At 75.3% G+C, this 22,014-nt stretch carries 18 protein-coding genes; 4 read left to right on the top strand and 14 right to left on the bottom strand.

Annotated features, from left to right (window positions below; genetic code table 11):
• Positions 1 to 10: 10 nt before the first annotated feature.
• Positions 11 to 1,084 carry a hypothetical protein gene (locus Cco03nite_RS29505; RefSeq protein ID WP_203695960.1) on the bottom strand — a complete coding sequence of 358 codons (1,074 nt, stop codon included), beginning with the start codon at positions 1,082 to 1,084 and terminating at the stop codon, positions 11 to 13.
• A 76-nt stretch (positions 1,085 to 1,160) separates the two neighbouring features.
• Here Cco03nite_RS29505 and Cco03nite_RS29500 point away from each other — a divergent pair, with 76 nt between their 5' ends.
• The gene (locus Cco03nite_RS29500) at positions 1,161 to 1,790 is read left to right on the top strand and encodes a hypothetical protein (protein ID WP_203695958.1); all 630 of its coding nucleotides are present in this window, start codon (positions 1,161 to 1,163) and stop codon (positions 1,788 to 1,790) included.
• Positions 1,791 to 1,856: 66 nt separating this feature from the next.
• Complete coding sequence (locus Cco03nite_RS29495) at positions 1,857 to 2,516, top strand: class I SAM-dependent methyltransferase (protein WP_203695956.1); 660 nt, start codon at positions 1,857 to 1,859, stop codon at positions 2,514 to 2,516.
• On the opposite strand, the gene Cco03nite_RS29490 is transcribed toward Cco03nite_RS29495, so the two are convergent.
• The 5 genes from Cco03nite_RS29490 to Cco03nite_RS29470 form a co-directional block, all read right to left on the bottom strand.
• Entirely contained in the window at positions 2,517 to 3,104 is a 588-nt protein-coding gene (locus Cco03nite_RS29490) for a TetR/AcrR family transcriptional regulator (RefSeq protein WP_203695954.1), read from the bottom strand.
• Positions 3,105 to 3,117: 13 nt separating this feature from the next.
• A complete protein-coding gene (locus Cco03nite_RS29485) occupies positions 3,118 to 4,128 on the bottom strand; it encodes an aldo/keto reductase (RefSeq protein ID WP_239167761.1) in 1,011 nt (336 codons plus the stop codon).
• Positions 4,129 to 4,161: 33 nt separating this feature from the next.
• A complete protein-coding gene (locus Cco03nite_RS29480; protein ID WP_203695952.1) occupies positions 4,162 to 4,839 on the bottom strand; it encodes a glycine zipper family protein in 678 nt (225 codons plus the stop codon).
• Between the two features lie 178 nt (positions 4,840 to 5,017).
• Positions 5,018 to 5,638, bottom strand: coding sequence for an SGNH/GDSL hydrolase family protein (locus Cco03nite_RS29475; RefSeq protein WP_203695950.1), 621 nt, complete (start codon positions 5,636 to 5,638; stop codon positions 5,018 to 5,020).
• A 38-nt stretch (positions 5,639 to 5,676) separates the two neighbouring features.
• Positions 5,677 to 6,279, bottom strand: a complete 603-nt coding sequence (locus Cco03nite_RS29470) for a hypothetical protein (RefSeq protein WP_203695944.1) — start codon at positions 6,277 to 6,279, stop codon at positions 5,677 to 5,679.
• 108 nt (positions 6,280 to 6,387) lie between these two features.
• Between Cco03nite_RS29470 and Cco03nite_RS29465 the strand changes: the two genes are divergently transcribed.
• Complete coding sequence (locus tag Cco03nite_RS29465; protein WP_203695942.1) at positions 6,388 to 6,966, top strand: TIGR03086 family metal-binding protein; 579 nt, start codon at positions 6,388 to 6,390, stop codon at positions 6,964 to 6,966.
• Between the two features lie 30 nt (positions 6,967 to 6,996).
• Here the strand turns inward: Cco03nite_RS29465 and Cco03nite_RS29460 are convergent, their stop codons facing one another.
• From Cco03nite_RS29460 to Cco03nite_RS29450, 3 genes are all read right to left on the bottom strand, one after another.
• Complete coding sequence (locus Cco03nite_RS29460) at positions 6,997 to 7,350, bottom strand: VOC family protein (RefSeq protein ID WP_203695940.1); 354 nt, start codon at positions 7,348 to 7,350, stop codon at positions 6,997 to 6,999.
• Between the two features lie 68 nt (positions 7,351 to 7,418).
• Positions 7,419 to 7,673, bottom strand: coding sequence for a DUF6343 family protein (locus Cco03nite_RS29455; RefSeq protein WP_203695938.1), 255 nt, complete (start codon positions 7,671 to 7,673; stop codon positions 7,419 to 7,421).
• 39 nt (positions 7,674 to 7,712) lie between these two features.
• The gene (locus Cco03nite_RS29450) at positions 7,713 to 8,534 is read right to left on the bottom strand and encodes a GNAT family N-acetyltransferase (protein ID WP_203695936.1); all 822 of its coding nucleotides are present in this window, start codon (positions 8,532 to 8,534) and stop codon (positions 7,713 to 7,715) included.
• A gap of 94 nt (positions 8,535 to 8,628) precedes the next feature.
• Here Cco03nite_RS29450 and Cco03nite_RS29445 point away from each other — a divergent pair, with 94 nt between their 5' ends.
• Complete coding sequence (locus tag Cco03nite_RS29445; RefSeq protein ID WP_203695934.1) at positions 8,629 to 9,471, top strand: SDR family oxidoreductase; 843 nt, start codon at positions 8,629 to 8,631, stop codon at positions 9,469 to 9,471.
• A gap of 58 nt (positions 9,472 to 9,529) precedes the next feature.
• On the opposite strand, the gene Cco03nite_RS29440 is transcribed toward Cco03nite_RS29445, so the two are convergent.
• From Cco03nite_RS29440 to Cco03nite_RS29420, 5 genes are all read right to left on the bottom strand, one after another.
• Entirely contained in the window at positions 9,530 to 11,440 is a 1,911-nt protein-coding gene (locus tag Cco03nite_RS29440) for a hypothetical protein (RefSeq protein ID WP_203695932.1), read from the bottom strand.
• 79 nt (positions 11,441 to 11,519) lie between these two features.
• Entirely contained in the window at positions 11,520 to 15,053 is a 3,534-nt protein-coding gene (locus Cco03nite_RS29435) for a DUF5682 family protein (protein ID WP_239167760.1), read from the bottom strand.
• A 1-nt stretch (position 15,054) separates the two neighbouring features.
• Positions 15,055 to 16,212 (bottom strand): ATP-binding protein, encoded by a 1,158-nt coding sequence (locus tag Cco03nite_RS29430; protein WP_203695928.1) that lies wholly within the window; start codon positions 16,210 to 16,212, stop codon positions 15,055 to 15,057.
• Positions 16,209 to 20,987, bottom strand: coding sequence for a hypothetical protein (locus tag Cco03nite_RS29425; RefSeq protein ID WP_203695926.1), 4,779 nt, complete (start codon positions 20,985 to 20,987; stop codon positions 16,209 to 16,211). Before Cco03nite_RS29425 ends, Cco03nite_RS29430 begins: the two co-directional genes overlap by 4 nt.
• 29 nt (positions 20,988 to 21,016) lie before the next feature.
• Positions 21,017 to 21,943, bottom strand: coding sequence for a DUF4132 domain-containing protein (locus Cco03nite_RS29420; protein ID WP_203695924.1), 927 nt, complete (start codon positions 21,941 to 21,943; stop codon positions 21,017 to 21,019).
• Positions 21,944 to 22,014 lie beyond the last annotated feature (71 nt).

The following is a 22,014-nucleotide window of genomic DNA, read 5'->3' as shown; positions in this document are numbered from 1 at the left end:
CCTCGCCGCGTCACCGGCGCGTGCGGGTGGGCACGGAACCGTCGGGGACCAGGAAGATCTCCTTGTTCTCGGCGACGAACAGCAGGTCGTGCGTGCCGGGCACGTAGCTGCCGCCCTCGACGGAGGCGTTGCCCGCCGCCGACTCGAACGTGGCGGTGTGCACGGGTTTGCCGCTCATCGCCTTGCGCAGGAACTCGTCGCCGGTCAGCTCCGGGTCGGCCGCGAACACCCAGTACCGCGCGTGGCCGGCCAGGGTCAGCCGGGTGCGGTCGTCGGAGACCGTGCTGACCGAGATCTTGTTGACGTTGTAGTCGAACTTCGCCACCGGCAGCAGGGTGACCGGCGTGTTGCGCTCGGCCGGCAGCACCGCCCGGTACACCGGGGAGTTGGCGGTCTTGGCGAACAGGTAGAGCTCCCCGTCGAGCCAGAGCATCGCCTCGGCGTTGCGGGTCTTGCAGCCGGGGGCCGGATCGGGGAAGGCCAGCGGATACTTCGCGGTCACCATGAACGGGTCGTCGGTGTCCGGGTCGGGCTCCAGCGTGCGGTAGAGGTACTGCCTGCTCACGCAGTCGTTGGCCCCGATGTCGCCGATCCAAAGGTTGTCGTCGTCGTCGATGACGACGTCCTCCCAGTCGGCGTTCGGCGCCTCGAAGACCTGCGCGAACGGGAAGTTCTCGCCGCGGCGCACCGGATGGGACTGGGCGTCCTCGCCCAGCCGGATGGTCCACAGCGCGGCCCGCGGCCGCTGCGTCGTCGCGCCGCCGCCGTCGCGCAGCCAGTAGAAGACCCCGGCGTGCCGACGGCTGGCCACCAGGCCGGATGCCTCGTTGGCAGGCAGGTCCGCGGTGTGGATGGCGATCGGCTGCCCCGCCTTGGCCGCCATGCCCGGCATCGCGAACCGCCCGTACGGCGCGGCGGGCGCGGCCGTCTGCGCGGCAGGCGACACCGCGGTCTCCCCCGGCGCGGCGGGGTCGGCCAGGCCCACGGCGGCCGGGTCGGGCTTGCCGGGCCACGGCCGGTTGTCGGGCTCGGTCGCCGACAGCAGCGCCACGGCCGTCGCCAGCACCGCCGCTGCGATGATCACCACTCGGGTCATACCCTGCTAACGGGGCAACCCGCCCCGGCGCAACCGGCGGCCCGCCCGTGGCGTCTAGACATTCATGAACAGCTTTCGATTCACCGGCCGCGCCTTCGCCGCGCTGCTGATCGCCGCGGCCCTGACCGGCTGCGCGGGCCAGGAAAAGGCCGCTGACGAGGCGGCCGCCCCGCCGCCGACCCTGGACGGCGCCGGCACGCCGGGCTGCGGCCTGGCCCGGCCCACGCCCAGCCCCATCGAGACCGCCGGGTCGACCATGTGGCCGACCAGCGCCTCCCTCGACGACGTGCTCGGCCGGATCGGCGTGGCGGGCGAGGGCCGGTTCGCCGAGCACTTCGCCGGCCTGGAGGTGGTGCCGGAGAAGGGGCACGCCATCGTCTACCGGGTGCCCTCGGCCGACTTCGACGCGTTCGTCACCCGCGAGGCCGGGAACGAATGCGTCTACCTGCGTGACGCCGCCTTCGGCAGGGCCACCCTGCAGACCCTGGCCGACCGCGTGATCAACGACTCCGCGTACTGGCGCAAGCAGAACATCCAGATCAACTCGACGTCGGCCGGCAACGACGGCACCGGCGTGACCGTGGGCGTGCTGCCCGCCGACGTCGCCCGCGCCCGCGCCGAGCTGCCCAAGCGCTACGGCACCGCGGTGCCGATCATCATCGAGGAGCAGGAGCCGATCACGCCGGCGTGGTGAACGCGGTGGGCAGACTCACCCGCCCCGCCGTACGCGGCCGGGGCGGGCAGGCGGCACACTTCCAGGGTGACCGACACCGCCGCTGACTTCGTCCGCTCGTACGCCGCGCTCGCTCCCGTGCCCTTCCTGCCCGAGCTCAAGCTGCACCTGGCCGACGAGCCGATCGGCCTGTGGGAGCTGACCGAGGGCGAGTACCGCAGCGAGCAGCCGCCGCCGTTCTGGGCCTTCGCCTGGGCCGGCGGGCAGGCGCTGGCGCGCTACCTGTTCGACCACCCGGAGACGACGGCCGGCAAACGGGTGCTGGACCTGGCGTCGGGCTCCGGGCTGGTCGCGGTGGCCGCGGCGCTGACCGGGGCCGCCTCGGTGCGCGCGGTGGACATCGACCCGCTGTCGGCCGCCGCGATCGGGCTCAACGCCGCCGCCAACGGCGTGCAGGTGTCCGTGGAGCAGGCCGACATCCTGGGCGGGGACGCCGCCGACGCCGAGGTCGTGCTGGCCGGGGACGTGTTCTACAGCCAGGCGATGGCCGACCGGATGACCGGTTTCCTGCGCCGCGCGGTCAAGGCCGGCGCGCGGGTGCTGGTCGGCGACCCCGACCGGGCGTTCCTGCCCAAGCCGCTGTTCGGCGAGCTGGCCGCGTACGACGTCCCGACGCCGTTCGCGCTGGAGAGCGTGACGGTCAAGCACACCCGGGTGTGGGAGCTGCGCGGCCCGGCCAGGAGCTGATCAGCGGGGCACCCCCAGGCCGCTGAGGATCAGCAGCCACACGCCCTCGAAGTCGGTCTTGATCTCGGGGTCGTTCCACTCCGCGAGGTGCGCGGGGTTGTGGAAGCGGCTGGTGGCGTCGAACACGGCCCGGCCCGTCCGGAACGGGTCGGCGACCGTGAAGTCGCCCCGGCCCACCCCGTCGGCGATGATCTCGCCGAGCTGGACCGCCAGCGCGTTGACGTGCGCCCGGACCACCTCGTCGGCCTCCAGCGCCAGCTGGTAGTACGTGGTGAACAGCTCCGGCTCGTCGCGCGCCCGGCTCTGCTTCGCGTCGCACAGCGCGTCCAGCCACCGGCGCAGCCGCGGCTGGGCGGGGCCGCGCTCGGCGGCGATCTCGGCCAGCGGCTCGGCCAGCCGCGCCAGCCAGCGCTCGGCCACGGCCCCGCGCAGCGCCGCCTTGCTGGGGAAATGCCGGTACACGCTGCCGTGGCTGACGTTCAGCGCGCGCGCGACATCGACGACGTTGGCCTTCGCCGGTCCGAAGCGGCGGAGGGCGTCCTCCGCCGCTTCCAGGATCCGGTCAGGTGTGAGCGGAGCGTCTGCCATAACGAGGCAGACCTTACCTCTCGCTGTCGAGCGCCGACATCGAATGCGGGTCATAGCGGTCCCCGGACACCGCTCCGGCCGGCACCGCCGACGCGATCCGGGCCAGGTCGGTCTCGGTCAGCACGACCGGCAGCGCGCCCAGCGACTCCTCCAGCCGCGCCCGGGTGCGCGCCCCGACCAGCGGCACGATGTCGCCGCCCTGGGCCAGCGCCCAGGCCACGGCGATCTGCGCGACGCTGGCGCCCTTGTCCTGCCCGACCTCGCGCAGCGCCTCGACCAGGGCCAGGTTGCGGTCCAGGTTGTCGCCGGCGAAGCGGGGCAGGTGCCCGCGGAAGTCGCCGGGCGCGGTGGCGCGCTCGCGGGACCAGTGGCCCGACAGCAGGCCGCGCGACAGCACGCCGTACGCGGTGATGCCGATGCCCAGCTCACGGGCGGTCGGCAGGATGTCGCGCTCGATCCCCCGGGAGATCAGCGAGTACTCGATCTGCAGGTCGGCGATGGGGTGCACGGCGGCGGCCCGGCGCAGCGTCGACGCGCCGACCTCGGACAGCCCGACGTGCCGGACGTAACCGGCCTTGACCAGGTCGGCGAGCGCCCCGACGGTCTCCTCGATCGGCACGTTCGGGTCGAGCCGGGCGGGGCGGTAGATGTCGACGTGGTCGGTGCCGAGGCGCTTGAGGGTGTACGCGAGGAAGTTCTTGATCGCGATCGGGCGGGTGTCGACGCCGTTCCAGCCGCCCGTGGCATCGCGCAGCGCGCCGAACTTGACGCTGATGACGGCGTTGTCCCGGTCGCGGCCCTTGAGCGCGTCGCGCAGCAGCAGCTCGTTGTGGCCCATGCCGTAGAAGTCACCGGTGTCGAGCAGGGTGATTCCGGCGTCCAGGGCGGCGTGGATCGTGTTGACGCTCTCCGCCTCGTCGGCGGGGCCGTACAGGTCGGACATGCCCATCAGGCCGAGCCCCAGCGCGGAGACGCGCGGGCCGGAGGTGCCGAGCGGGCGGGTGGTCATGGTGTCGGTAGCCATGCCCAGAACCATAGGGATGACAGATGACAGATTTCAAGTTTTGTCAGTCGTATAGTGATCACGGTCACCCTGATCGTGGCGCCCACGCCGGGAGCGGGCCCTGCGGCGGACTCGGCGACCCGGCCTGGGCACGGGCAGGTCGCCGTAGCGGTCCCGGACGTCGCGGCGGTATGCCCAGGCCTCGTGCCAGACGTGCAGGTAGACGCCGCGGGTGAAGTAGCGGCCCGGTCCGGTGATCGGGTAGCCGGCGTGATCGTGGTAGAGCCACCACACCGGCAGCACGCTGAACAGGGCGTAGTTCAGCCCGACCAGAGGCAGGTAGAGCGGCCCCAGCAGGCGCGCCTGGCGTACGTGCAGATCTTCGTGGCGCTCGTTGGCCGGGGTCCCGCCGGCGATGACGTTGCCCAGCGTGGTGGCGTACCCCCGGACGGCCTGCTCGTGAAGGTCGATCCGGCCGCGGTGGCAGCAGCGCGGCGGGTCCAGGTGATGCCCGCGGGCGAGGTTGACGGCCAGGAATCCGGCCCCGGCGATCGTGTTGACCAGGCTCCAGCTGTGGTCGACCGCGAACAGCGCCACCCCGCGCAGGCTCGCCGGATACGCCCGCACCCGCCCGACCGCCCAGCCGTACGGCACCGCCACGCCCGCGACCGCCACGCCCGCGACCACCGCCCAGCCCGCACCCAGCAGCGACCCGGCCGCGACCGCCGCCACGACCTGCACCAGCGCCGACAGCGCCCCGACCGCATACGCCCCTATGCCCGCACCCTACCCACCCGCCACACCCCGGGCCGTCTCGATCATCCGACTTGCCCGGCAGTCGGGCGTATCTTGGACCGCCATTCGCCCATGTGCCAGGCAAATCGGATGATCATCCGGCGCGGCGGGCGGGTCAGCCGATGACGTCGAGGAACGCGCGGGCGATGACGGCGTGCCCGGCCAGGTTGGGGTGGATGCGGTCGTGGGCCCAGTCGGCGGGCCGGGTCGAGGCCAGCACCCGGTCGAACGCGGCCTGCACGGGCACGTGCAGCGCGCCGAACTCCTCGGCCAGCGCGGCGACGGTCGCGGCGTAGTCGCCGGTCATCGCGTACTGGGGGTCGTCGTGATCGGACTCGATCAGGTACGGGTCGGCGAGGATCAGCCGGCAGCCGGTGCGCTCGACCGCCGTGGCCAGCAGCGTACGCAGGGTGGCCGTGTACTCGTCGAGCGGCACCGCGGCGTCGGGCCGGTTCTCGAAGAAGCGCCAGACGTCGTTGATGCCGATCTTCACGCTGAGCCAGTCGGGGCGCTCGCCGACGACGTCGGTCTGCCACCGGGCGGCCAGGTCGCGCACGGTGTCGCCGCTGACGCCGCGGTTGACCCAGCTCAGCCCGAGGTCGGGGCGGGCCGCGGTCACGAACGCCTGCACCAGGCTCATGTAGCCGTCGCCGTACGGGGCGGCGATGTCGCGCCGGCCGCAGTCGGTGATGCTGTCGCCGATGAACACGATGCGCTGATCCTGCTCGAAAATCACCGGCCCATGGTAGGTGCCCGGCAGCGCGGGCGCGACCCTCAGCGCGGCGAGAACAGCCAGGGCTCGGTCAGGTCGTGATAGGACAGCATGGACGTCAGCTCCTCGGCCCGGTCCAGGGCGCCCTGCAGCTCCGGCGGCAGCCGTCGCTGCTCCCCGGCCCGCGCCTGCTCCAGCGAGGTGAAGTACACCGCCTCGGTGAAGGTGCCGTCGTGGTGCAGCGCCACCGTGCCGCCGATCAGGTCCGGGCGGAACTGGTGCAGGCTGGCCGACAGCCGTACCACGCTGTCCATCATGCGGTCCGGGTCGCTGGTCTGGCCGGTGATGACCTGCACGAACCCGGCGTCGTCGGAGCCGGTGGCCAGGTAGCCGCGCACGTCGGCGCTGTCGTGGAAGGTCGGGTCGAACACCAGCGGCGCGGTCTGCCGCCACCAGCGGTCCTGTTCGGGACGCCTGCTGTTGGCCCGGGCCGCCTCCTCCGAGGCGAACCGGGCGAGCACCACCAGCCGCCCGTCGGCGGTGACTCCGCCGGTCGTGCCGAGCCAGCCGTCCGCCCCGGGCGACAGGTCCCGCACCCAGCCGTCGAACGCCTCCCGGGCCGCCTCAGGATCGGACACGCGGCCGCGGATGACCTGAACGAACATGGCGGACCTCCCCTCCCCCCGACGGTACGTCCCGCCCGGCCACCCGGGTCGCCGAAGCCGGATCTCGGCCCGTTCCGCCTGCATATACTGCTTGGCGAGGTGGATGCCATGGACCTGCTGAACGGCTACCGGGCCAGTCTCGCCGAGTTCACCGACCGCGTCGCGCAGGTGCGGCCGGAGCAGTGGACCTCGCCCACACCGTGCACGGAATGGGACGTCCGTTCGCTCGTCAACCATCTGGTGGGCGAGGACCGGTGGACCGTGCCGATCTTCGCCGGGGCGACCATCGACGACGTCGGCGACCGGTTCGCCGGCGACCTGCTGGGCGCGGACCCGGTCGCGGCGGCCGCCGACGCCGCGCGTGAGGCCGAGGCCGCGGTGACCGCGCCCGGGGCGATGGACCGCATCGTGCATCTGTCCTTCGGCGACACCGCCGCCAGCGAGTACGCCTACCAGCTCACCGCCGACCACCTCGTGCACGCCTGGGACCTGGCCGTGGCGCTGGGCGTGGACCCGCAGCTGGATCCGCAGGCGGTGCGGGTGGTCGCGGACTGGTTCGACACCGAGGAGCACGCCTACCGCGGGGCCGGGGTCATCGGGCCGCGAATCGACCTGCCCGACGGGTCCGACCCGCAGGACCGGCTGCTGGCCGCGTTCGGCCGCGACCCCGCCTGGGCCCCGGACTGAGCCGGGGCCGGTGAGCGCGCGGCGAGCGGGTCAGGCCGCGCTGTACGCGGTGGCGTGGGTGGGCCGGTAGACGCCCAGGGTCGCGCCGCCGGGCAGGCGCACCACGGCCTCGGTGCCCCACTCGCGCACGGTCGGCGCGACGATGACCTCCAGGCCGCGCTCACCCCACTGCGCCACCGTGGACTCGACGTCGTCCACAGTCAGGTAGAGCTCGCAGCGGGTGTGCGCCTCGGCCGGGTGGAACGCGATCTCGGCGGGCGGAGCCTTGAAGATCAACCAGCCCTCACCGGTGTCCACGTGCGGGAAGCCGAGCACGTCGCGGAAGAAGGCGCGGTCGGCGTCGGCGTTCGTGCTGTAGATCAGAGCATGCATACCGTTGATCATGTCTTGATTTTATGCCGCCTGACCTGCACGGCAGCCCGCTTCACCGGGGTCCGTTTCGCACGGACGGCTCACTCGAAAAGCGAGTGCGGCGCGCCGTGGTCCTCGCGGCGGCGCTGCCTCCGGCGGCGGGTGATCACGATCAGGTCGACGACCGTCACGGCCATCAGCAGCACGCACAGCCAGCCCAGCCAGCCCAGTCCGAAGGCGAACGAGATCACCGCCAGCACGCCCGCGAACACCAGCCCGAACCCGGCCAGCGCCAGGCGCAGGTTCAGCGCGCTGTACGGATGGTCGTGGGTGCCGTCCGGCGGGTGTCTGGTCATCGTGGCCTCAACCACCATGGTAGTCCGTATCGCGGCCGCTCAGGACGACCCCGCAGGCCGGGCGCCGAGCATCACCCGGTCCAGCACCGGCCGGAAGCCCAGCGCGCGGTACTTCGCGCCCGCGGCCGCGCTCCCGGCGAAGACCAGCACATGGTCGGCGATCTCGGTGGCGGCGGCACAGGACGCGGCGAACACCGCGTCGGCATGGGCGTCGTCGCCGCCCGGCGCGTGCACCGCGCCCAGCCGGACCATCCCGGCCACCAGCCTGCTGCGACCCGCCATCGCCACCGGCCCGGCCGCCTCCTCCCACAGCGTGATGCCGCCGAAGCCGAGCGGGTCGTCCACCACGTACGCGGCCTCGCTGGGGTCGTCCGGGTAGGCGGCCATCAGCTCGTGGAACCAGGTCAGAAGCAGGTCCCGGTCGGCGGGCCCGGCGACGCGGGCCCGGCCGGGCGGCGGCGTCGGCGGCGTGAACTCCGCGAGCCGGTACAGCGTGATGCGCGAACGCTCGACGGGCCGGTCGCCGCGAGCGGCCCGCCACGCCTCGGCCACCCGGTCGACCAGGCCGCCGTCCACACCCACCGCGTCGACTTCGCCGAGCGCGTCGAACAGGGCGGCGATCGCCGTGTCGGGCAGCAGGGACAGGATCGGCGCGTGCCCCGGCGCTCGCAGGAAGGCCCCCGCGACCTCGCCATCGCTTCCCCGCCACCAGCCGTGATGCTGGTCGGGGACGGCGCTCGGGCGGGCCTGGAGGTAGGCGGCCTCGGTGAGCAGCGCCGTGTGCTCGACCGGGCGCGAGCGCAGGAACTCTCCCGCCGCGTCGAGCAGGGCGTGGACGTCGGTGGCGGTGGACCAGGTCACGGTCACATCCTTGCGGTCCCCGTCGTCGCGCCGCCAGCCCCGTCCCGCAGCGGGCGCATAACATGAGAAAACACTCCAGCAGGCAGGAGATGCCATGTCCGAGGCGACGATCGCCGTCACCGGGGCCACCGGCCGGCTCGGCGCGCGGGTGGCCCACCGCCTGGCCGAGGCCGGGCTGCCCCAGCGCCTCGTGGTGCGCGACCCGTCCCGCGCCCCCGAACTGCCCGGCGCGGAGGTACGCCGCGCGGCGTACGGCGACCGCGCGGCCGCCCTCGACGCGCTGACCGGCGTCGACACGCTGTTCATGGTCTCCGGGGCGGAGTCCGCCGAGCGGGTCGCCGAGCACCGCACGTTCATCGACGCCGCGGTCGCCGCCGGGGTGCGGCGGCTGGTGTACACATCGTTCTTCGGCGCGGCGCCCGACGCGACGTTCACGCTCGCCCGCGACCACTGGGCCACCGAGCAGCACCTGCGGGACACGCCGCTGGCGTGGACGTTCCTGCGCAACAACCTTTACCTGGAGATGCTGCCGCTGTTCGCCGGGCGCGACGGGGTGCTGCGCGGCCCCGCGGGCGACGGCCGGGTCGCCGGCGTCGCGATCGACGACGTGGCCGACGTCGCCGCCCTGGTGCTGCGGGAGCCCGGCCGCCACGGCGGGCAGGTCTACGAGCTGAGCGGGCCGCAGGCGCTGACCCTGGAGCAGGTCGCCGAGATCATCACGTTCGTGACCGGACGCGAGACCGGCTACCACGACGAGACCGTCGAGGAGGCGTACGCCTCCCGGGCCGGGTACGGGGCGCCGGACTGGCAGGTCGAGGCCTGGGTGAGCACGTACCTGGCGATCCGTGACGGCGAGCTGGCCACCGTCACCGACACCGTCGAACGGCTCACCGGCGTGGCCCCGCTGACCCTGGACGACCTGCTGCGCCTGGGCTGACGCCGGTGCGGCGGCCCGGCCCGGCCGCGACGTCGCCGCGCGGCCGGGCCGGGTCGGGTCAGCCCCGGGGCAGCCAGGTGGCGTGGGTCAGTGCCGAGGTGGCGTGCTGCTCGTACACCGCCGCGGCCAGCCAGGCCGTGGTGAACGCCTCCGCGTCGTCGCCGGTGAGGCGGCCGAACGCGTCCCGGGGCCGGAACCGGGCCGCGCCGCTCAGCTCGGCCAGCAGGTACGCGCCGAGGTCCAGGCGGGCCCGCCGCAGCCGGCGCTCCTGGCCGTCGGCGAGCGCGTGCACCGCCCGGCCGCCGCTGACCACCCGCTCCAGGTGGCGGCGCAGCAGTTGCAGCGCCGGATCACCGGTCACCGGCGGACGCCCCGCCACGGCCGGCGGCTGCTGCCCCGACAGCAGCTGGCTGCGGTGCAGGCGGTCGTAGCCCAGGTCGGCATGGCCGGCCCAGGCCTGCGGCAGGCGCAGCCCGTCACCGGTGCCGGGGGCCGTCCCGATCGACAGTGCCTCGACGGTGGCCCGCCGGCCGGGGTCGGGGCGGCCCACCACCAGCAGTTCCAGGCCCGCCGCCGCTCCGAGCAGCCGCAGGTTGTCGCGGTAGGCCAGCTCCGGGTGGTCGTCCGCGACCGTGAGCAGCACCGGAGCCCCGTCGAGGGTCTCGGCGAGCACGGCGTCGCCGGTGGCCGCGCCGCGCAGGCGCACCGACAGGAACACCAGGTCGGAGCCGGCCACCCGGTCGCCGACGGGCTCGGCCAGCGCGCCGAAGGCCCGGCTGACCTGCTCGTCCAGCGGCTGTTCCCACAGCGCGCGGAGCGGCGGTTCGGTCCAGGCCGCTCCGGTGGCCCGCACCGCGCGCACCGACCGGCCCGCGCCGAGCCGCCCCGAGGCGCTCGCCGTACCCCCGGAGACGATCATGCCCGCGCGAGTGAGCTGCCGGTGGCTCAGCCCGGCCTCGCCCAGCGCCACCACGGTGTCGCCGGAGCGGGCGGCCCGGTCCGCGCCGCCCGGGGCGACGTCGGTGACCGTCCACAGCCGACCGTCGCGGTCCGCGACGTACGTGACCGTGCCGGCATATCCGGACTCGGCGACGACGGGCACCGTGCACAGGCCGTACAGGCGCAGCCCGGCCTGCGGGTCGTAGCCGCGGCGGGCCACGCCGAGCAGGTCCGCGGACTGCTCGGCGGGCAGTTCCCCGGCCCGCAGCCGGTGCGCGACGGTCAGCACCTCGCGCAGGTCGTCGGTGAGCTCGGCGAGCCGGAACTGCGGCTGCGCCTCACGCAGCGCCTGCAGCCCGGCGGCGACCCGGGTGCCCGCCGCGGCGGCGCGGTGCAGGCCGTTGGCCCGGCCCTCGTGCACGGCCCGCAGCAGCGCGGTACGCAGCACCAGCCCGCTGCCCGAGGTGCCCGCCGCGAGCACCGCCGCCGCGGCCCGCCACAGCCCCTCGGCGGCTTCCCGCTGCCGTGGCGGGAGCACGACCGGCTCGCCGCCTGGCACGCCGCCGTCTGCTGCCACGTCACCGGTCACCGCGACGGAGGATCCCGCGTCACCGGTCTTCGCCGCACCTGGCCGCTGCCCGTCCGCGGCGCCGAGCCCGCTGTCCGCGGTCGCGGAACCACCGGCCACCGGCGATCCGGCGACCGCTCCGCCGGACCCGGCCGGCTCCGGCTCGTCGTCGAGGCCGTCGTGTACCGGGGCCAGGGCCAGCACCGCCACCCGGTGCAGGCAGTTGGGCGCGAGCAGGCAGCTGCACCGGGCGTCGGCCCCGGTGCGCACCACGCCGCCGGTGAGCACCAGGGTGACCGTGGTGCTCTCGTCGACGGTGACCGTGACCTGGCCGTCGGCCGTGGACACCGGCCAGGCGGCGGCCCGGGTGACGGCGTCGTCGACCTTCTTGCGCAGCCGCCCCGGCAGCGCGTCGAGCGTCTCCGCCAGCGCCGGGGCGGTCACCGCGGGAAGCCCGCTCATGCCCGCTCCTCGCTGCGCTCGTCACGTGCCCGAGCCACCCGCTGCCATGTGGTCCGCTCGCCCTGCTCGCTCGTCGTGGTCATGCGCGCACCTGCTCTCCGACCCAGCGGGCCAGTTCGAGCGGGCTCAGCGCCGCGATCGGCATCCCGGCCGCGACCAGCTGTCCCGCGGCCGACACCGAGTACCGCGGCCGTCCCTCGTCGTCGAGGCTGGCGCAGCCCAGCACGGTCGCGCCGGACTCCACCAGCGCGCGCACCTCGGCCAGCAGGCCGCCCATGGGGTATCCCTCCTCGAAGTCGCTGACCAGCACCACCAGCGTGCGGGTGGGCACGGTGACCAGCGAGCGGGCGTGCCGCAGCCCGGCCGCGATGTGCGTGCCGCCGCCGACCTTCACCTCCAGCAGCAGGCTCAGCGGGTCGCCGACGCGGTCGGTCAGGTCCACCACCTCGGTGGAGAACGCGACGAAGTGCGTCGTCAGCGCGGGCACCCCGGCCAGCACCGACGCGGTCAGCGCCGACCAGATCACCGACGCCTCCATGGAGCCGGACACGTCCACGACCAGCACCAGCCGCCAGTCCACGCCACGGCGGGCGCGGGTGCGGAAGACGGGACGTTCGGGCACCACGGTGACCCGGCCGTCCGCGTCGCGGCGGCTGGTCGCGAGGTTGGCCCGCAGGGTGCGGGCCAGGTCGAGCCGCCCGCCCGGCCGGGAGGTGGGCCGGGGCGTGGTGAGGCCGTTGAGCGCCGGGCGCAGCGTGGTGGCCAGTTCCCTGGTCAGCTCCGCGATGATGCGGGCCACCAGCGGGCGCAGCCGGGCCACGATGCCCTCGGGCAGTCCCCCGGCCAGCGACAGCACGTCACGCAGCAGGTCCATCGAGGGGCGCACCGCGGCGGGGTCGAGCTCCAGCGCGGCGTCGAGGCGGCCGGACTCCACGGCGGCGGCCAGCACCTCCTCACGTACGCCCGGCCCGAACAGCGCGGACAGCTCCTCGGACCATTCGCGTACGCCCGGGAACGACGGTTCGCGCCCCGCTCCCGCGCCGCGGTCCTCACGTGCGCCCTCGCCCCGCCCCCTGCCGTAGAGCTCGTCGAGCGCGGTGGCGTACCGCTTGGCCTTGCCGCCCATGCCGCTGCGGTCGCGACCCAGGATGAGCCGCCAGCGGTCGGCCGGCGACAGCTCCGCGCTCGGCGGTCGCCGGACGGGCTCGCCGGTGAGCCGCGCCGGGCCGCCGGTGTTCCCCGGATCAGCGGCCGGAAGATCCGGATCCGTCGCGGTCGGACCGGCGCCGGCACCCTCGCCGTGTTCCGGTCCGGTGGCCGCGAGCAGCCCCAGCTGCTCCAGCGCGGCTCGCCCGGCCCGGTCGGCGAGCAGCCGGGCCAGCAGGGCGTCCGGGTCGTCGACGTCGCCGAGGTCGGCCACGTCGTGCCCGCCGAGGCGTTCGTCGACCACGGCCAGCAGCCGGTCGCGCCCGGCGGGGCTGGCCGTGTGGAAGCCGCCGCGCAGCGCGGGCAGCCGGTGCAGGAACGCCTCGTCGGGCAGGTTCTCGACGCGGTCGAGCAGCCCGGTCAGCACACCCTCGGCGGCCTGCAGCAGCGGCTCGGCGACGGCCAGCAGGCCGCTGACGTGCCCTTGCAGGGCGCGGCGGGCGTCGTCGGTGCCGGCGGTGTCCACCCAGGACGCCACCCGCACCCCGAACTCCTCCGGCGGCACGTGGCCGAGCAGCACCCGCACCGCGCCCGCCGCGGCGGCCATCAGCGGCGTACCGCGCGCGGCGAGCCGGGCCAGGGCGTCGGCCAGGCGCAGCGCCGACCCGGACGCCTCGGCGCGCTGCGCGAGCGCGGCCAGCGCCCGCGCGTCGTCGACGGCCTCGGAGCCGGCGAGCCCGTCGACCTGCCGGACGGCGGCGGTCTCCACCGCCTCGGCGGCTTCGGTCACAGCGGCCCGGTCGGGTTCGGGCAGGCCCGGCACGTGGCCGTGGCGCAGCCGGTCGAGCAGGGCCAGCGCCGCCATCGCCTCGGTGAGCGAGCCCTGGGCGGGCACCACCGCGGCGACCTCGGCCAGCCGCCGCGCGGCCAGTGCGGGCAGCCCGCACATCGCGGCGGCATGCAGGCCTTCGACGACCTCGGCCGCCGTCGGGCCGCCGTCGGCGGTCTCGCGGCGGCGGCGCTCGCCGAGCGCGCCCTCGGTGGCCTGTTCCAGGGTGACACCGCGCAGCCCGGCGACCTCGATGCCGGCCTCGGTGTGCGGGGTCCACTGCAGCCGCCAGCGGGTGGTGATCGCGTCGACGCCGCCCGCGCCGCCGTCGCCGGCGATCGGTTCGGCGTACCCGACCCCGCAGGTGGAAAGCCGCTGCAGGGTGATCTCGCGGCGGCGGTCCAGGTCGGAGCGCAGCGGGTCGAGGCGGACGTCCTTGGCGGCGTCGCCGGGGCCGGGCAGCCGCAGGGACGCCAGCAGCTCGCGGACCGCGGGTCCGAGGCCCGAGCGCGGGGTTCCCGCGGCCAGGCGGCCGCGGCGGTCCCCCACCATCACGTGCTCCATCGCGGTGGCGACGACGCGGCCACGGCCGAGCACCTCGCCGTGGGCGAGCACGCTCTGCAGCGCCTCGACCAGCTCGCCGCGGCCCGGCGCGGGCAGGCCGCGCAGCCGGGCCAGGTCGACGGCGAGCCGCACGGCCTCGCGGGCCTCGGCGGGCCCGGCCGGGTGCCCGGCGGCGCGCACCCGGGCGGCCACCGCGACGACGGCGGCCAGCGCCGCCGCCTCGACCTGGGCCGGGTCGCCCGCGGCGGCGAGCACGGACTGCTGCCACTGCGGGTCGCGGATACCCGCCGGATAGCCGGACCGGGCGTCGAGCAGCCCGAAGGTGTACGGCACCAGCGAGGTGACCACCTTGCCGCCCACCGGGGCCGGGTTCGCCGGTCCCGCCGCGCGCAGAGCCGGGGCGTGGAACGCGCCGACCAGCATCGCGACCTGCTGCCCGGCGTGCTCGGCCAGGCAGCCGCGCATGTACGCCTCCCGGCGCAGGTCCAGGGTGGACACCCCGTCCCCGGTCTCGGCGTCGCGGCGCAGCGCCCAGCCGACCAGCAGCGCCGCCCGGCGTACCGCCTCGGCGTCGGCGCCCGGCGCGCGGGCCTCGACCATCCGGTCCCACATGTCCTCGTCGGCGCGGCCGGTCGCGGCACCCTTGAGCGCCCCGGCCAGCGACAGCCGCTGCCCGGCCGGGCCCGCCGCGGGCTGTTCCCGCTCGTGCCAGGCGCGGTCTGCCAGCGGCAGGTCGCACGGCACCACGGGCACGCCGTGCCGGTGCGCCCAGCGCACGGCGGCCAGCTCCGGGGAGAAGTCCGCGAACGGGTAGAACGCCAGACCCGCGTCCCCCACCGCGCCCGCCAGGGCGACGGGCGCGGTGGTGTCCGGGTCGGCCAGCCAGGGCAGCCACTCGCCCAGCTCCGGGGGCAGCTCCAGCAGCAGCGCCTCGGGCGCGTACCGGTCGAGCAGCTCGGGCAGCACGACCGACAGCGCGGGCGAGTGGTGCCGTACGCCGATCAGGAACGGGGCGCGCTGCCCGGCCAGCTCGGCGACGGCGACCGCGGGGTCGCCGTCGAGCTCCGTAGTCACCTCAGCCACCGAGGACATCACGCAGTTCCCACAGTCGCCGCCACAGCCGCGCGCCGTCCTCGGCGCGGCGGCGCACCGCCCCGTCCCAGTAGCCGAGCAGCTTCGCGCCGTCGGCCGGGTCGTCCTTGCGCACCACGCCGAGCAGGTGCCCGGGCAGCAGCGACAGCACGTCCCGGTCGCCGGGGAAGTACGCCTGGGCCAGGCCCAGCGACGTCGCCACGGCGACCGCCTCGGCGGTGCTCATCACCGTCGACGGGCGCTCCACGTCCCAGCCCTCGACCGAGCGGCCCTCGCGCAGGTCCCGGAACGCGGTGACCAGCGCTTCGAGCACCGCGTCGTCGACCGCGAACGGGGCCTTGACCCGCTCCAGCGCGGCGCGGGCCTGCTTGCCGACCAGCGCGGTCTCGGCCGCGAGGTCGCCGATCGGGCCGACGGTCTCGAAGTTGAAGCGGCGCTTGAGGGCCGCCGACATCTCCGACACGCCCCGGTCGCGCAGGTTCGCGGTGGCGATCAGGGTGAAGCCGGGCGCGGCGTGCACCGTCGCGCCGTCGGTGCCGGCCAGCTCCGGCACCGCGATGCGGCGGTCGGACAGCAGCGACACCAGCGCGTCCTGCACCTCGGGCAGGCAGCGGGTGATCTCTTCGACGCGGGCCACCGCGCCGGTGCGCATCGCCGACAGGATCGGCGAGGGCACCAGCGCCTCGCTGCTCGGGCCGTGGGCCAGCAGCAGCGCGTAGTTCCAGCCGTAGCGCAGCTGGTCCTCGGTGGTGCCCGCGGTGCCCTGCACGACCAGCTCGCTGCTCCCGCAGACGGCCGCGGACAGCAGTTCGGACAGCATCGACTTGGCCGTGCCCGGCTCGCCGACCAGGAGCAGGCCGCGCTCCCCGGCGAGGGTGACCACGCACCGCTCGACCAGGGCGCGCTCACCGACGAACTTCGCCGGGACCGCCAGCTTGTTCGGCAGGCCGTCGCGGCGGTCCTCCTTGGCCAGCTCCAGCTCGCGGCCGTCGCTGCCGGTGATGAAGGTGACCACGGCGCGGGGGGTGAGCCGCCAGCCGGGCGGGCGCGGCCCGCCGTCGTACGCGGCCAGGAACGCCAGCTCGCTGGCGTACGCGTGCTCGGCAGGGTCGACCTGCCGGGCAGGGGTGGTGGTGGTCATCGGCGCCTCTCGGTTACCAGTTCGTCGAATCGGGGTCCGTCGCCCGCGGTGATCCTGTCCCAGGCCAGCGCGAACAGCTGCGGCGCGGGCGCGACCGGCAGCACGATGTCCAGGCCGGACACCCCGTTCTCGCCGCCGATGAGCAGCGGCAGCTTCCACCGCTCCAGGGGCAGGTGCGGGGCCTTGAGCGCGAGCCAGCCGCAAGGCAGGAACAGGCTGCGCCCGGCCCGGGGCCGCTTGGCCTCGACCACGAGGTCCGTGGCGGCCAGCGCGGCGCGGGCCGCCTTCAGCCGGGCCGGCTTCCAGCCCGTCCACAGCGCCGTGTTGCGGTCGGTCGGGTCCGGCAGCGCGAGCAGCTGCAGGTACAGCGCCGCCGCGTCGGCGGTCAGGCCGCGCTCCTGCGCGACCCGGGCCACCAGGTCGGGCACGGACCGGGTCGGGTCCTGGGCGTACCCGTCGATCCCGGCCGGCACCGGGTAGCCGACCAGCCGCGCGAGCTGGCCGCCGAGCAGCGCGTGCAGCGCCGCGTCGACACCGTCCTGATGGCTGTCGAGCCTGGCCCGCAGCACGTGCCGCACCGGGTCGTCGACGCCGGTCAGCAGCGCGGGGCGCAGGTGCACGACGCGCCAGCCGGTGTCCGGCGGCAGCAGCACCGCCCCGGCCGAGATGCTGCCGTCGGCGCCGTCGACCCGGGTCGCGCCGGTCGCCGCCAGCATGCCGTCGGCCTTGCGTTCGGTGACGTAGCCGATCGGCAGGGACAGCGCCGGGTCGGCCAGCCGGGCCTGGGCCAGCTCGACCGTTCGGGGTAGCGCGGCCCGGATCGGGTCGTCGGCCGGCAGGTGGTAGACCAGCCACGGCAGGCACTTGGCGAGCGCGACGAACACATCGTCGTCGTCGATGCCGTCGACCGTGCCGTGCAGCCAGCGGCAGGTGTCCGGGTTGGCGATGCCGTGGATCAGCTCGGAGGCGTTCATCGAGCCGTCCACATCGGCCTTGTCGATGGCGACGATCAGGTCGTCGCGCACCGGGCGGCGCACGCCGTGGCGCTCCGTCCACGCGGCTGCGAACTGCCCGGACGCCGGACCGGACCGCCACAACGCGGCCAGGTCAGACGGCAGCAGCAGGGCCAGCATCCGCGCGGTCGCGGTGACGCTGCCCGACCGCATCCGGCTCGCGGCGGCGGCCGCCGCGGCGGGGTCGACGCCGAGCAGCTCGCGCACCCATTCCGACTCCGGCTTGTGCCACGCCTGCTGGGGCAGGCCCGCCAGCACCATGGTCGCCTCAGCGAGGCTGATCCCCGCGGCGTCCGAGAGCGCGGCGACCCGATCGGGCTGCCACGCGGTCGGCCCGTTCGCGGCCAGCAGGCGGGTGAACTCGGCGAGCACGGCGGGGGTGGCGATGCCGGTGTCCAGCACCCGCTCCCTGGTGATGGCGTATCCGGGCAGCGCGCCGAACACCCCGTCCGGGGCGTACTCCAGCCCCTTGACCTCACGGTCGTCGGCGTCGGCGGACAGCACCAGCAGGCGGCGCGCGCCGAAGGTCAGCACCGTGCCGGGCAGCCCGTCCTCGTCGACGGGCTGGTCGGCCTTCAGCTCGAGCTGCCGCAGCCGGGAGCCCGGCGTGAGCAGCCCGCTGCGGGCGCACACGTCGAGCAGTTCCAGCAGCGCGGCCCGGTGCTCCGGGCTGGTCACCGGGCTCGCCGCGCGGTACATCGCCGCAGGCAGCACGCCGAGCACGTCGAACCAGTCGTCGTCGGCCTCCAGGTCGAGGTCGCCGGTGGGCGCCTCGGCGGCGGTGAACGCCGCTCCCGTCATGGTGAGCAGGCGCACCGCGCTGTCGCGGCGGCTGTAGCAGTACGGCATGAGGCCGGACAGCGCGTGGCTGAGCACGTGGTCCTGCACGCCGCCGGTCCACTCCTCGGCCGGCTTGGCCGCGGTCTCGACGGCCCGGCCCGCGCACCGGTCGCGCAGCCCGGCGAGCCGGGTGACGTGCACGGTGGCCCGCTCGACGAGCCCGGCGACCCCGGCCCGCAGCGCCGGGTCGGTGATCTCCGGCAGGCGCTCGGCGACCAGCGCCTTCAGCGCCGCGTGCCCGGCCGCGGCGTCCTCCGCGGCGGTGACCGCCGCGGCTGCCGCGTGCAGCAGTTCGGCGCACCGCTCGTCGGTGAGCGCGCGCAGCGCGGCCGAACCGGCCTCGTCGCGCGGGCGCAGCAGGTGCCAGTAACCGGCCCCGGGCACCAGCCGGGTGCCGCGGGCGTACGCCGACGGGCCCTGCGGGGGCGTGTACTCGCCGAGGATCATGCCCGCCGGGTCGACCAGGGTCAGCGTGCTGCTGCGCCAGTTGTTCGAGGTCAGCACCCCGCAGACCACGTCGGAGCCGGGCAGGCGCAGCGCGCCGGTCAGCTCGCCCTTGGCCTTGGCGCCGGCGGGCAGCGTGTACGCGGTGCCGTCGGTCGCCACGCCGGTCAGGCTGCCGTCGGCACCGCGGCGCACCCGCCAGCCGAGCAGCTCGGACGACGGCATGGCCGGGTCGCGCGGCGCGAGCCGGGACGCGGTCAGCACCAGCGATTCGCCGTCGGCCGCGCCGTCCTCGAAGAACGCGGGCAGGCTGGCCCGGCCGCGCTCGCCGGTGACCGGGTTGAACTCCTGGCTGACCAGCTTGTCGCCGTTGTGGCGGATCACCCAGTGCGTGACACCGTCGGTGAGCACCCGGCCGACGCGGCGCTCGCTGCGGTCGCCGACGTGCAGCGGGCGGCCGCCCGCGGTCCGGCCGCCGCCGGGCAGCGGCTGCGAGGCGGTGTTGCCCGTCTCGAAGGCGTCGTCGGGCACGATGAACACGTCGTCGGGCGCGCCGCTCCAGTAGCCGGCCCGTTCCCGGCCGATGTCCCAGCAGACCAGCAGCTGCCCGCCGGTGTAGCGCAGCACCAGCCGCCACAGGTAGTGGCGCTGGTCGGCGGGGATGCGCAGCATGTGCTCCATTTCGACGCCGTTCTCGCCGACGACCAGCACCAGGTCGCCGCGGCGCAGCACCAGGTGCGGCCACTGCGCCACCACGGCGAGGTTGTCCTCGTCGTCGTCGACGGTCACGCCCAGCCGGGCGACCGCCTCCTCCAGCGCGGGCCAGCCGAGCTCGTCGAGCACCCCGGCGCGCAGGGTGCGGCCCAGCAGCGCGGCGACGTCGTGGCCGAGCACCCGCTCGGCCGCCTCCGGGTTGACGGCGACGCCGTCGGAGCAGCCCAGCAGGGCCATCCGGTCCAGGTGCGCGGCGAGCGTGGGCAGGCCGTGCCCCGCGCCGTCCGCGGCGAGCCGGTCCAGGAAGGCATGGGCCGCGGTGCGCAGGCCCGGCACGGCGGTGACGGCACGCACCCGCTCGGGGTCGCCCGCGGTCTCCCGGTAGTTCGGCCGCAGGTGCTGCTCGACCGCTTCGGCCAGCGCCCGCAGGAAGCGGCCGTCACCGGCGATCGCGACCAGGTCCCGGCGGCCCTCGCCCTCATCGGACAGCCAGCGCGACACCTGGTAGCGGGCGTTGCCGTCGGGGTCGGCGATCGGCACGCCGGCCGCCAGGCAGGCGTCGAGCAGGTCGAGGTCGACACCGCTGTGCCGGCGGCACAGCACCACGGGCAGCCCGTCGGCCTTCAACCTGCCGGACATCCGGTCGAGCAGCGCCAGCAGGCGGGCCGAGCGGCTGCCGCCGTTGCGCCAGCCGCGGCGCTGGCGGTGCACGTCGAAGCGGCCGAGCCAGCCGGCCGGTCCGTCGGGCGACTCGGCCGCGGCGGGCACCGTGCCCTGCGGCTCGGTCAGCGCGGCGGTCGCCGCGGCCCGCTCCAGCACCTCCAGCCAGACGTCGTCGGCGACGTGCTGCGGGAACATGCCCAGCAGGCGGCCGCGCAGGGCCGGGTCGGCGGCGGCGAGTTCGGCCAGCGCGCCGGCGTACGCGGCCCAGAAGCCCTCCGGCGCGCGCGACAGCGACGGGGCGGACAGCAGCTGCGCGAGCACCTGCCGGTCGGCCTCGGCCTGGTCGAGCTTGGCGGCCTTGGCCAGGCGGCGCAGGTCGACGTGCATCTGCGCGTACGGCGGCAGCCCGCCCAGGGTCCGCTCCACGCACAGCCGCAGGAAGCGGTCGTACGCGTCGGCGGGCGTGCACCGCGCGGCCAGCTCGCGGGCGTGCTGCGACAGGGCCTTCGCGGTCAGCGCGCCGGCCAGCGCGAACTCCAGGAACACCGCGTGCTGGCGCTCCTCGTCGATGCGCAGCGCGTACGCCCGCTCGGCGTCGCGCGCCTTGCCGAACATCGTCGCCGCGTACGTGGTGCTGTCGGCGGCCAGGAACGCCCGGCCCGCCTCCTCGTAGTAGGTCGGCAGGAAGTGCGGCACGGCACGGGCCAGCCGCTCGCCGAGCGCGTTGAAGCCGTCCTTGGCCGGGCCGATGCGCGACTTCGCCTGCCGGGCCAGCCGCTCGATCTCCTTGACCAGGGCCAGCGCGTGGTGGCCGTTGGCCGGGTCGTGGACCAGCGCCCAGGCCGGGAAGCCCAGCGCCTGCTGGCGGACCAGTCCCACCTCGTTGACCGGCGCGGGCTTGTCGAAGCCGAGGAACTCCATGCTCAGGTCCTCGGCCGCGCCGATGGTCCCGGGCACCAGCCGCACCACGGTGCGCTCGCCCAGCACCGGGTGCCGGTAGGCGCGCGAGGTCAGCGCGTCGACGGTGTCGTCCTTGACGACCGCCGACCCGGCGGGCAGCACCGCACCGGCCTCCAACAGCGTCAGGTTCTGCTCGCTCATGCCAACTCCTCGGGGGGTGGGGTGCGCGCTCATTCGTCGTCGTCCTCGTCGTCCGTGTCGTCCGCGTCGTCACCCGACTCGTCGGCGTCCTCGTCCTCGTCCTTTTCCACCACGCGCCCCGCGTACAGGGCCGCCGCCATGCGGGTGCCCTCGGACCAGGCGACCGGGCCGACCTCGGCCAGGGTCAGCGCGGTGCCGTTGCGGTCGGTGAAGACCAGGTCCCCGGTCTCGGTCTCGTAGTACGGGTCGTCGGAGCCGACCCAGGAGCGCGCCTCGACGGTCACGCCGCCCTCGAACACGCGGCAGACCGCGTTGCCGCCGCGCACCGGGTAGCCGAGCTTGGTCGCGCGGGCCGTCAGGTGGCGCAGCTCGGCGTACTTGCCCCCGGAGTACTCCGCGACGCGCCGAGCGGCCGGATCCGCATCGGCCGGGCGGACGAAGATCTGCCGGAACAGCTGGTCCACGGACTGGGACACGCCCAGGTCGGCGGCGAACTCCCGCAGGTCGTCGAGGTCGGGCAGGGTCACCGGGTGCGGGATGACCACGCGCTGCGCGGGCAGCCGCACCGTGTCGCCGTCGAGGTTCACGATGCCGATCTGCCCGGCGGACGCGTCGCGCAGGAAGCCGACCTCGTCCGGGTCGAACGCGCCGTCGTCGTCGAGCACCCCGACCACCAGGTCGGTCAGCGCCGCGCGCCAGGTCTCGTCCGGCCACACGTCGGCCAGCACCGCGACCGGCACCGGCAGCGAGCGGACCATCCACCGCTCGATGTCGGCGCGGCACTGCGCCTCGTGCCGGCCCAGCCACTCGGTGAGCTGCCGCAACCCGGTCACCACCGGGTCGTCGCGCAGCGCCGACGGCACCGACTTCAGCTCCTTGCCCTTGGCGTTACGGGCGATCAGATCGCTCCCGCGCAGGGTGACCTCATAGCCACCCGATGCCACCAACCATCCCATGTGGACGGCCACCTCCCTGTCGAAGACACCGGACGCTAAACCACCGCGCCGACAGTCCGGCCAACGGCTGG

Origin of the sequence: Catellatospora coxensis, assembly GCF_016862635.1 — a bacterium.
Classification (GTDB): domain Bacteria; phylum Actinomycetota; class Actinomycetes; order Mycobacteriales; family Micromonosporaceae; genus Catellatospora; species Catellatospora coxensis.
Note: the sequence above shows the minus strand (reverse complement) of the source record. Positions and strands in the feature narration are given on the sequence as shown.

What these genes read in the sequence shown, in the direction of transcription:
- Cco03nite_RS29500 (WP_203695958.1), top strand. Translation starts at nt 1,161, where the DNA reads ATGAACAGCTTTCGATTCACCGGCCGCGCCTTCGCCGCGCTGCTGATC.
- Cco03nite_RS29490 (WP_203695954.1), bottom strand. Translation starts at nt 3,104, where the DNA reads ATGGCAGACGCTCCGCTCACACCTGACCGGATCCTGGAAGCGGCGGAG.
- Cco03nite_RS29485 (WP_239167761.1), bottom strand. Translation starts at nt 4,128, where the DNA reads ATGGCTACCGACACCATGACCACCCGCCCGCTCGGCACCTCCGGCCCG.
- Cco03nite_RS29470 (WP_203695944.1), bottom strand. Translation starts at nt 6,279, where the DNA reads ATGTTCGTTCAGGTCATCCGCGGCCGCGTGTCCGATCCTGAGGCGGCC.
- Cco03nite_RS29465 (WP_203695942.1), top strand. Translation starts at nt 6,388, where the DNA reads ATGGACCTGCTGAACGGCTACCGGGCCAGTCTCGCCGAGTTCACCGAC.
- Cco03nite_RS29460 (WP_203695940.1), bottom strand. Translation starts at nt 7,350, where the DNA reads ATGATCAACGGTATGCATGCTCTGATCTACAGCACGAACGCCGACGCC.
- Cco03nite_RS29455 (WP_203695938.1), bottom strand. Translation starts at nt 7,673, where the DNA reads ATGACCAGACACCCGCCGGACGGCACCCACGACCATCCGTACAGCGCG.
- Cco03nite_RS29445 (WP_203695934.1), top strand. Translation starts at nt 8,629, where the DNA reads ATGTCCGAGGCGACGATCGCCGTCACCGGGGCCACCGGCCGGCTCGGC.
- Cco03nite_RS29440 (WP_203695932.1), bottom strand. Translation starts at nt 11,440, where the DNA reads ATGAGCGGGCTTCCCGCGGTGACCGCCCCGGCGCTGGCGGAGACGCTC.
- Cco03nite_RS29430 (WP_203695928.1), bottom strand. Translation starts at nt 16,212, where the DNA reads ATGACCACCACCACCCCTGCCCGGCAGGTCGACCCTGCCGAGCACGCG.
- Cco03nite_RS29425 (WP_203695926.1), bottom strand. Translation starts at nt 20,987, where the DNA reads ATGAGCGAGCAGAACCTGACGCTGTTGGAGGCCGGTGCGGTGCTGCCC.
- Cco03nite_RS29420 (WP_203695924.1), bottom strand. Translation starts at nt 21,943, where the DNA reads ATGGGATGGTTGGTGGCATCGGGTGGCTATGAGGTCACCCTGCGCGGG.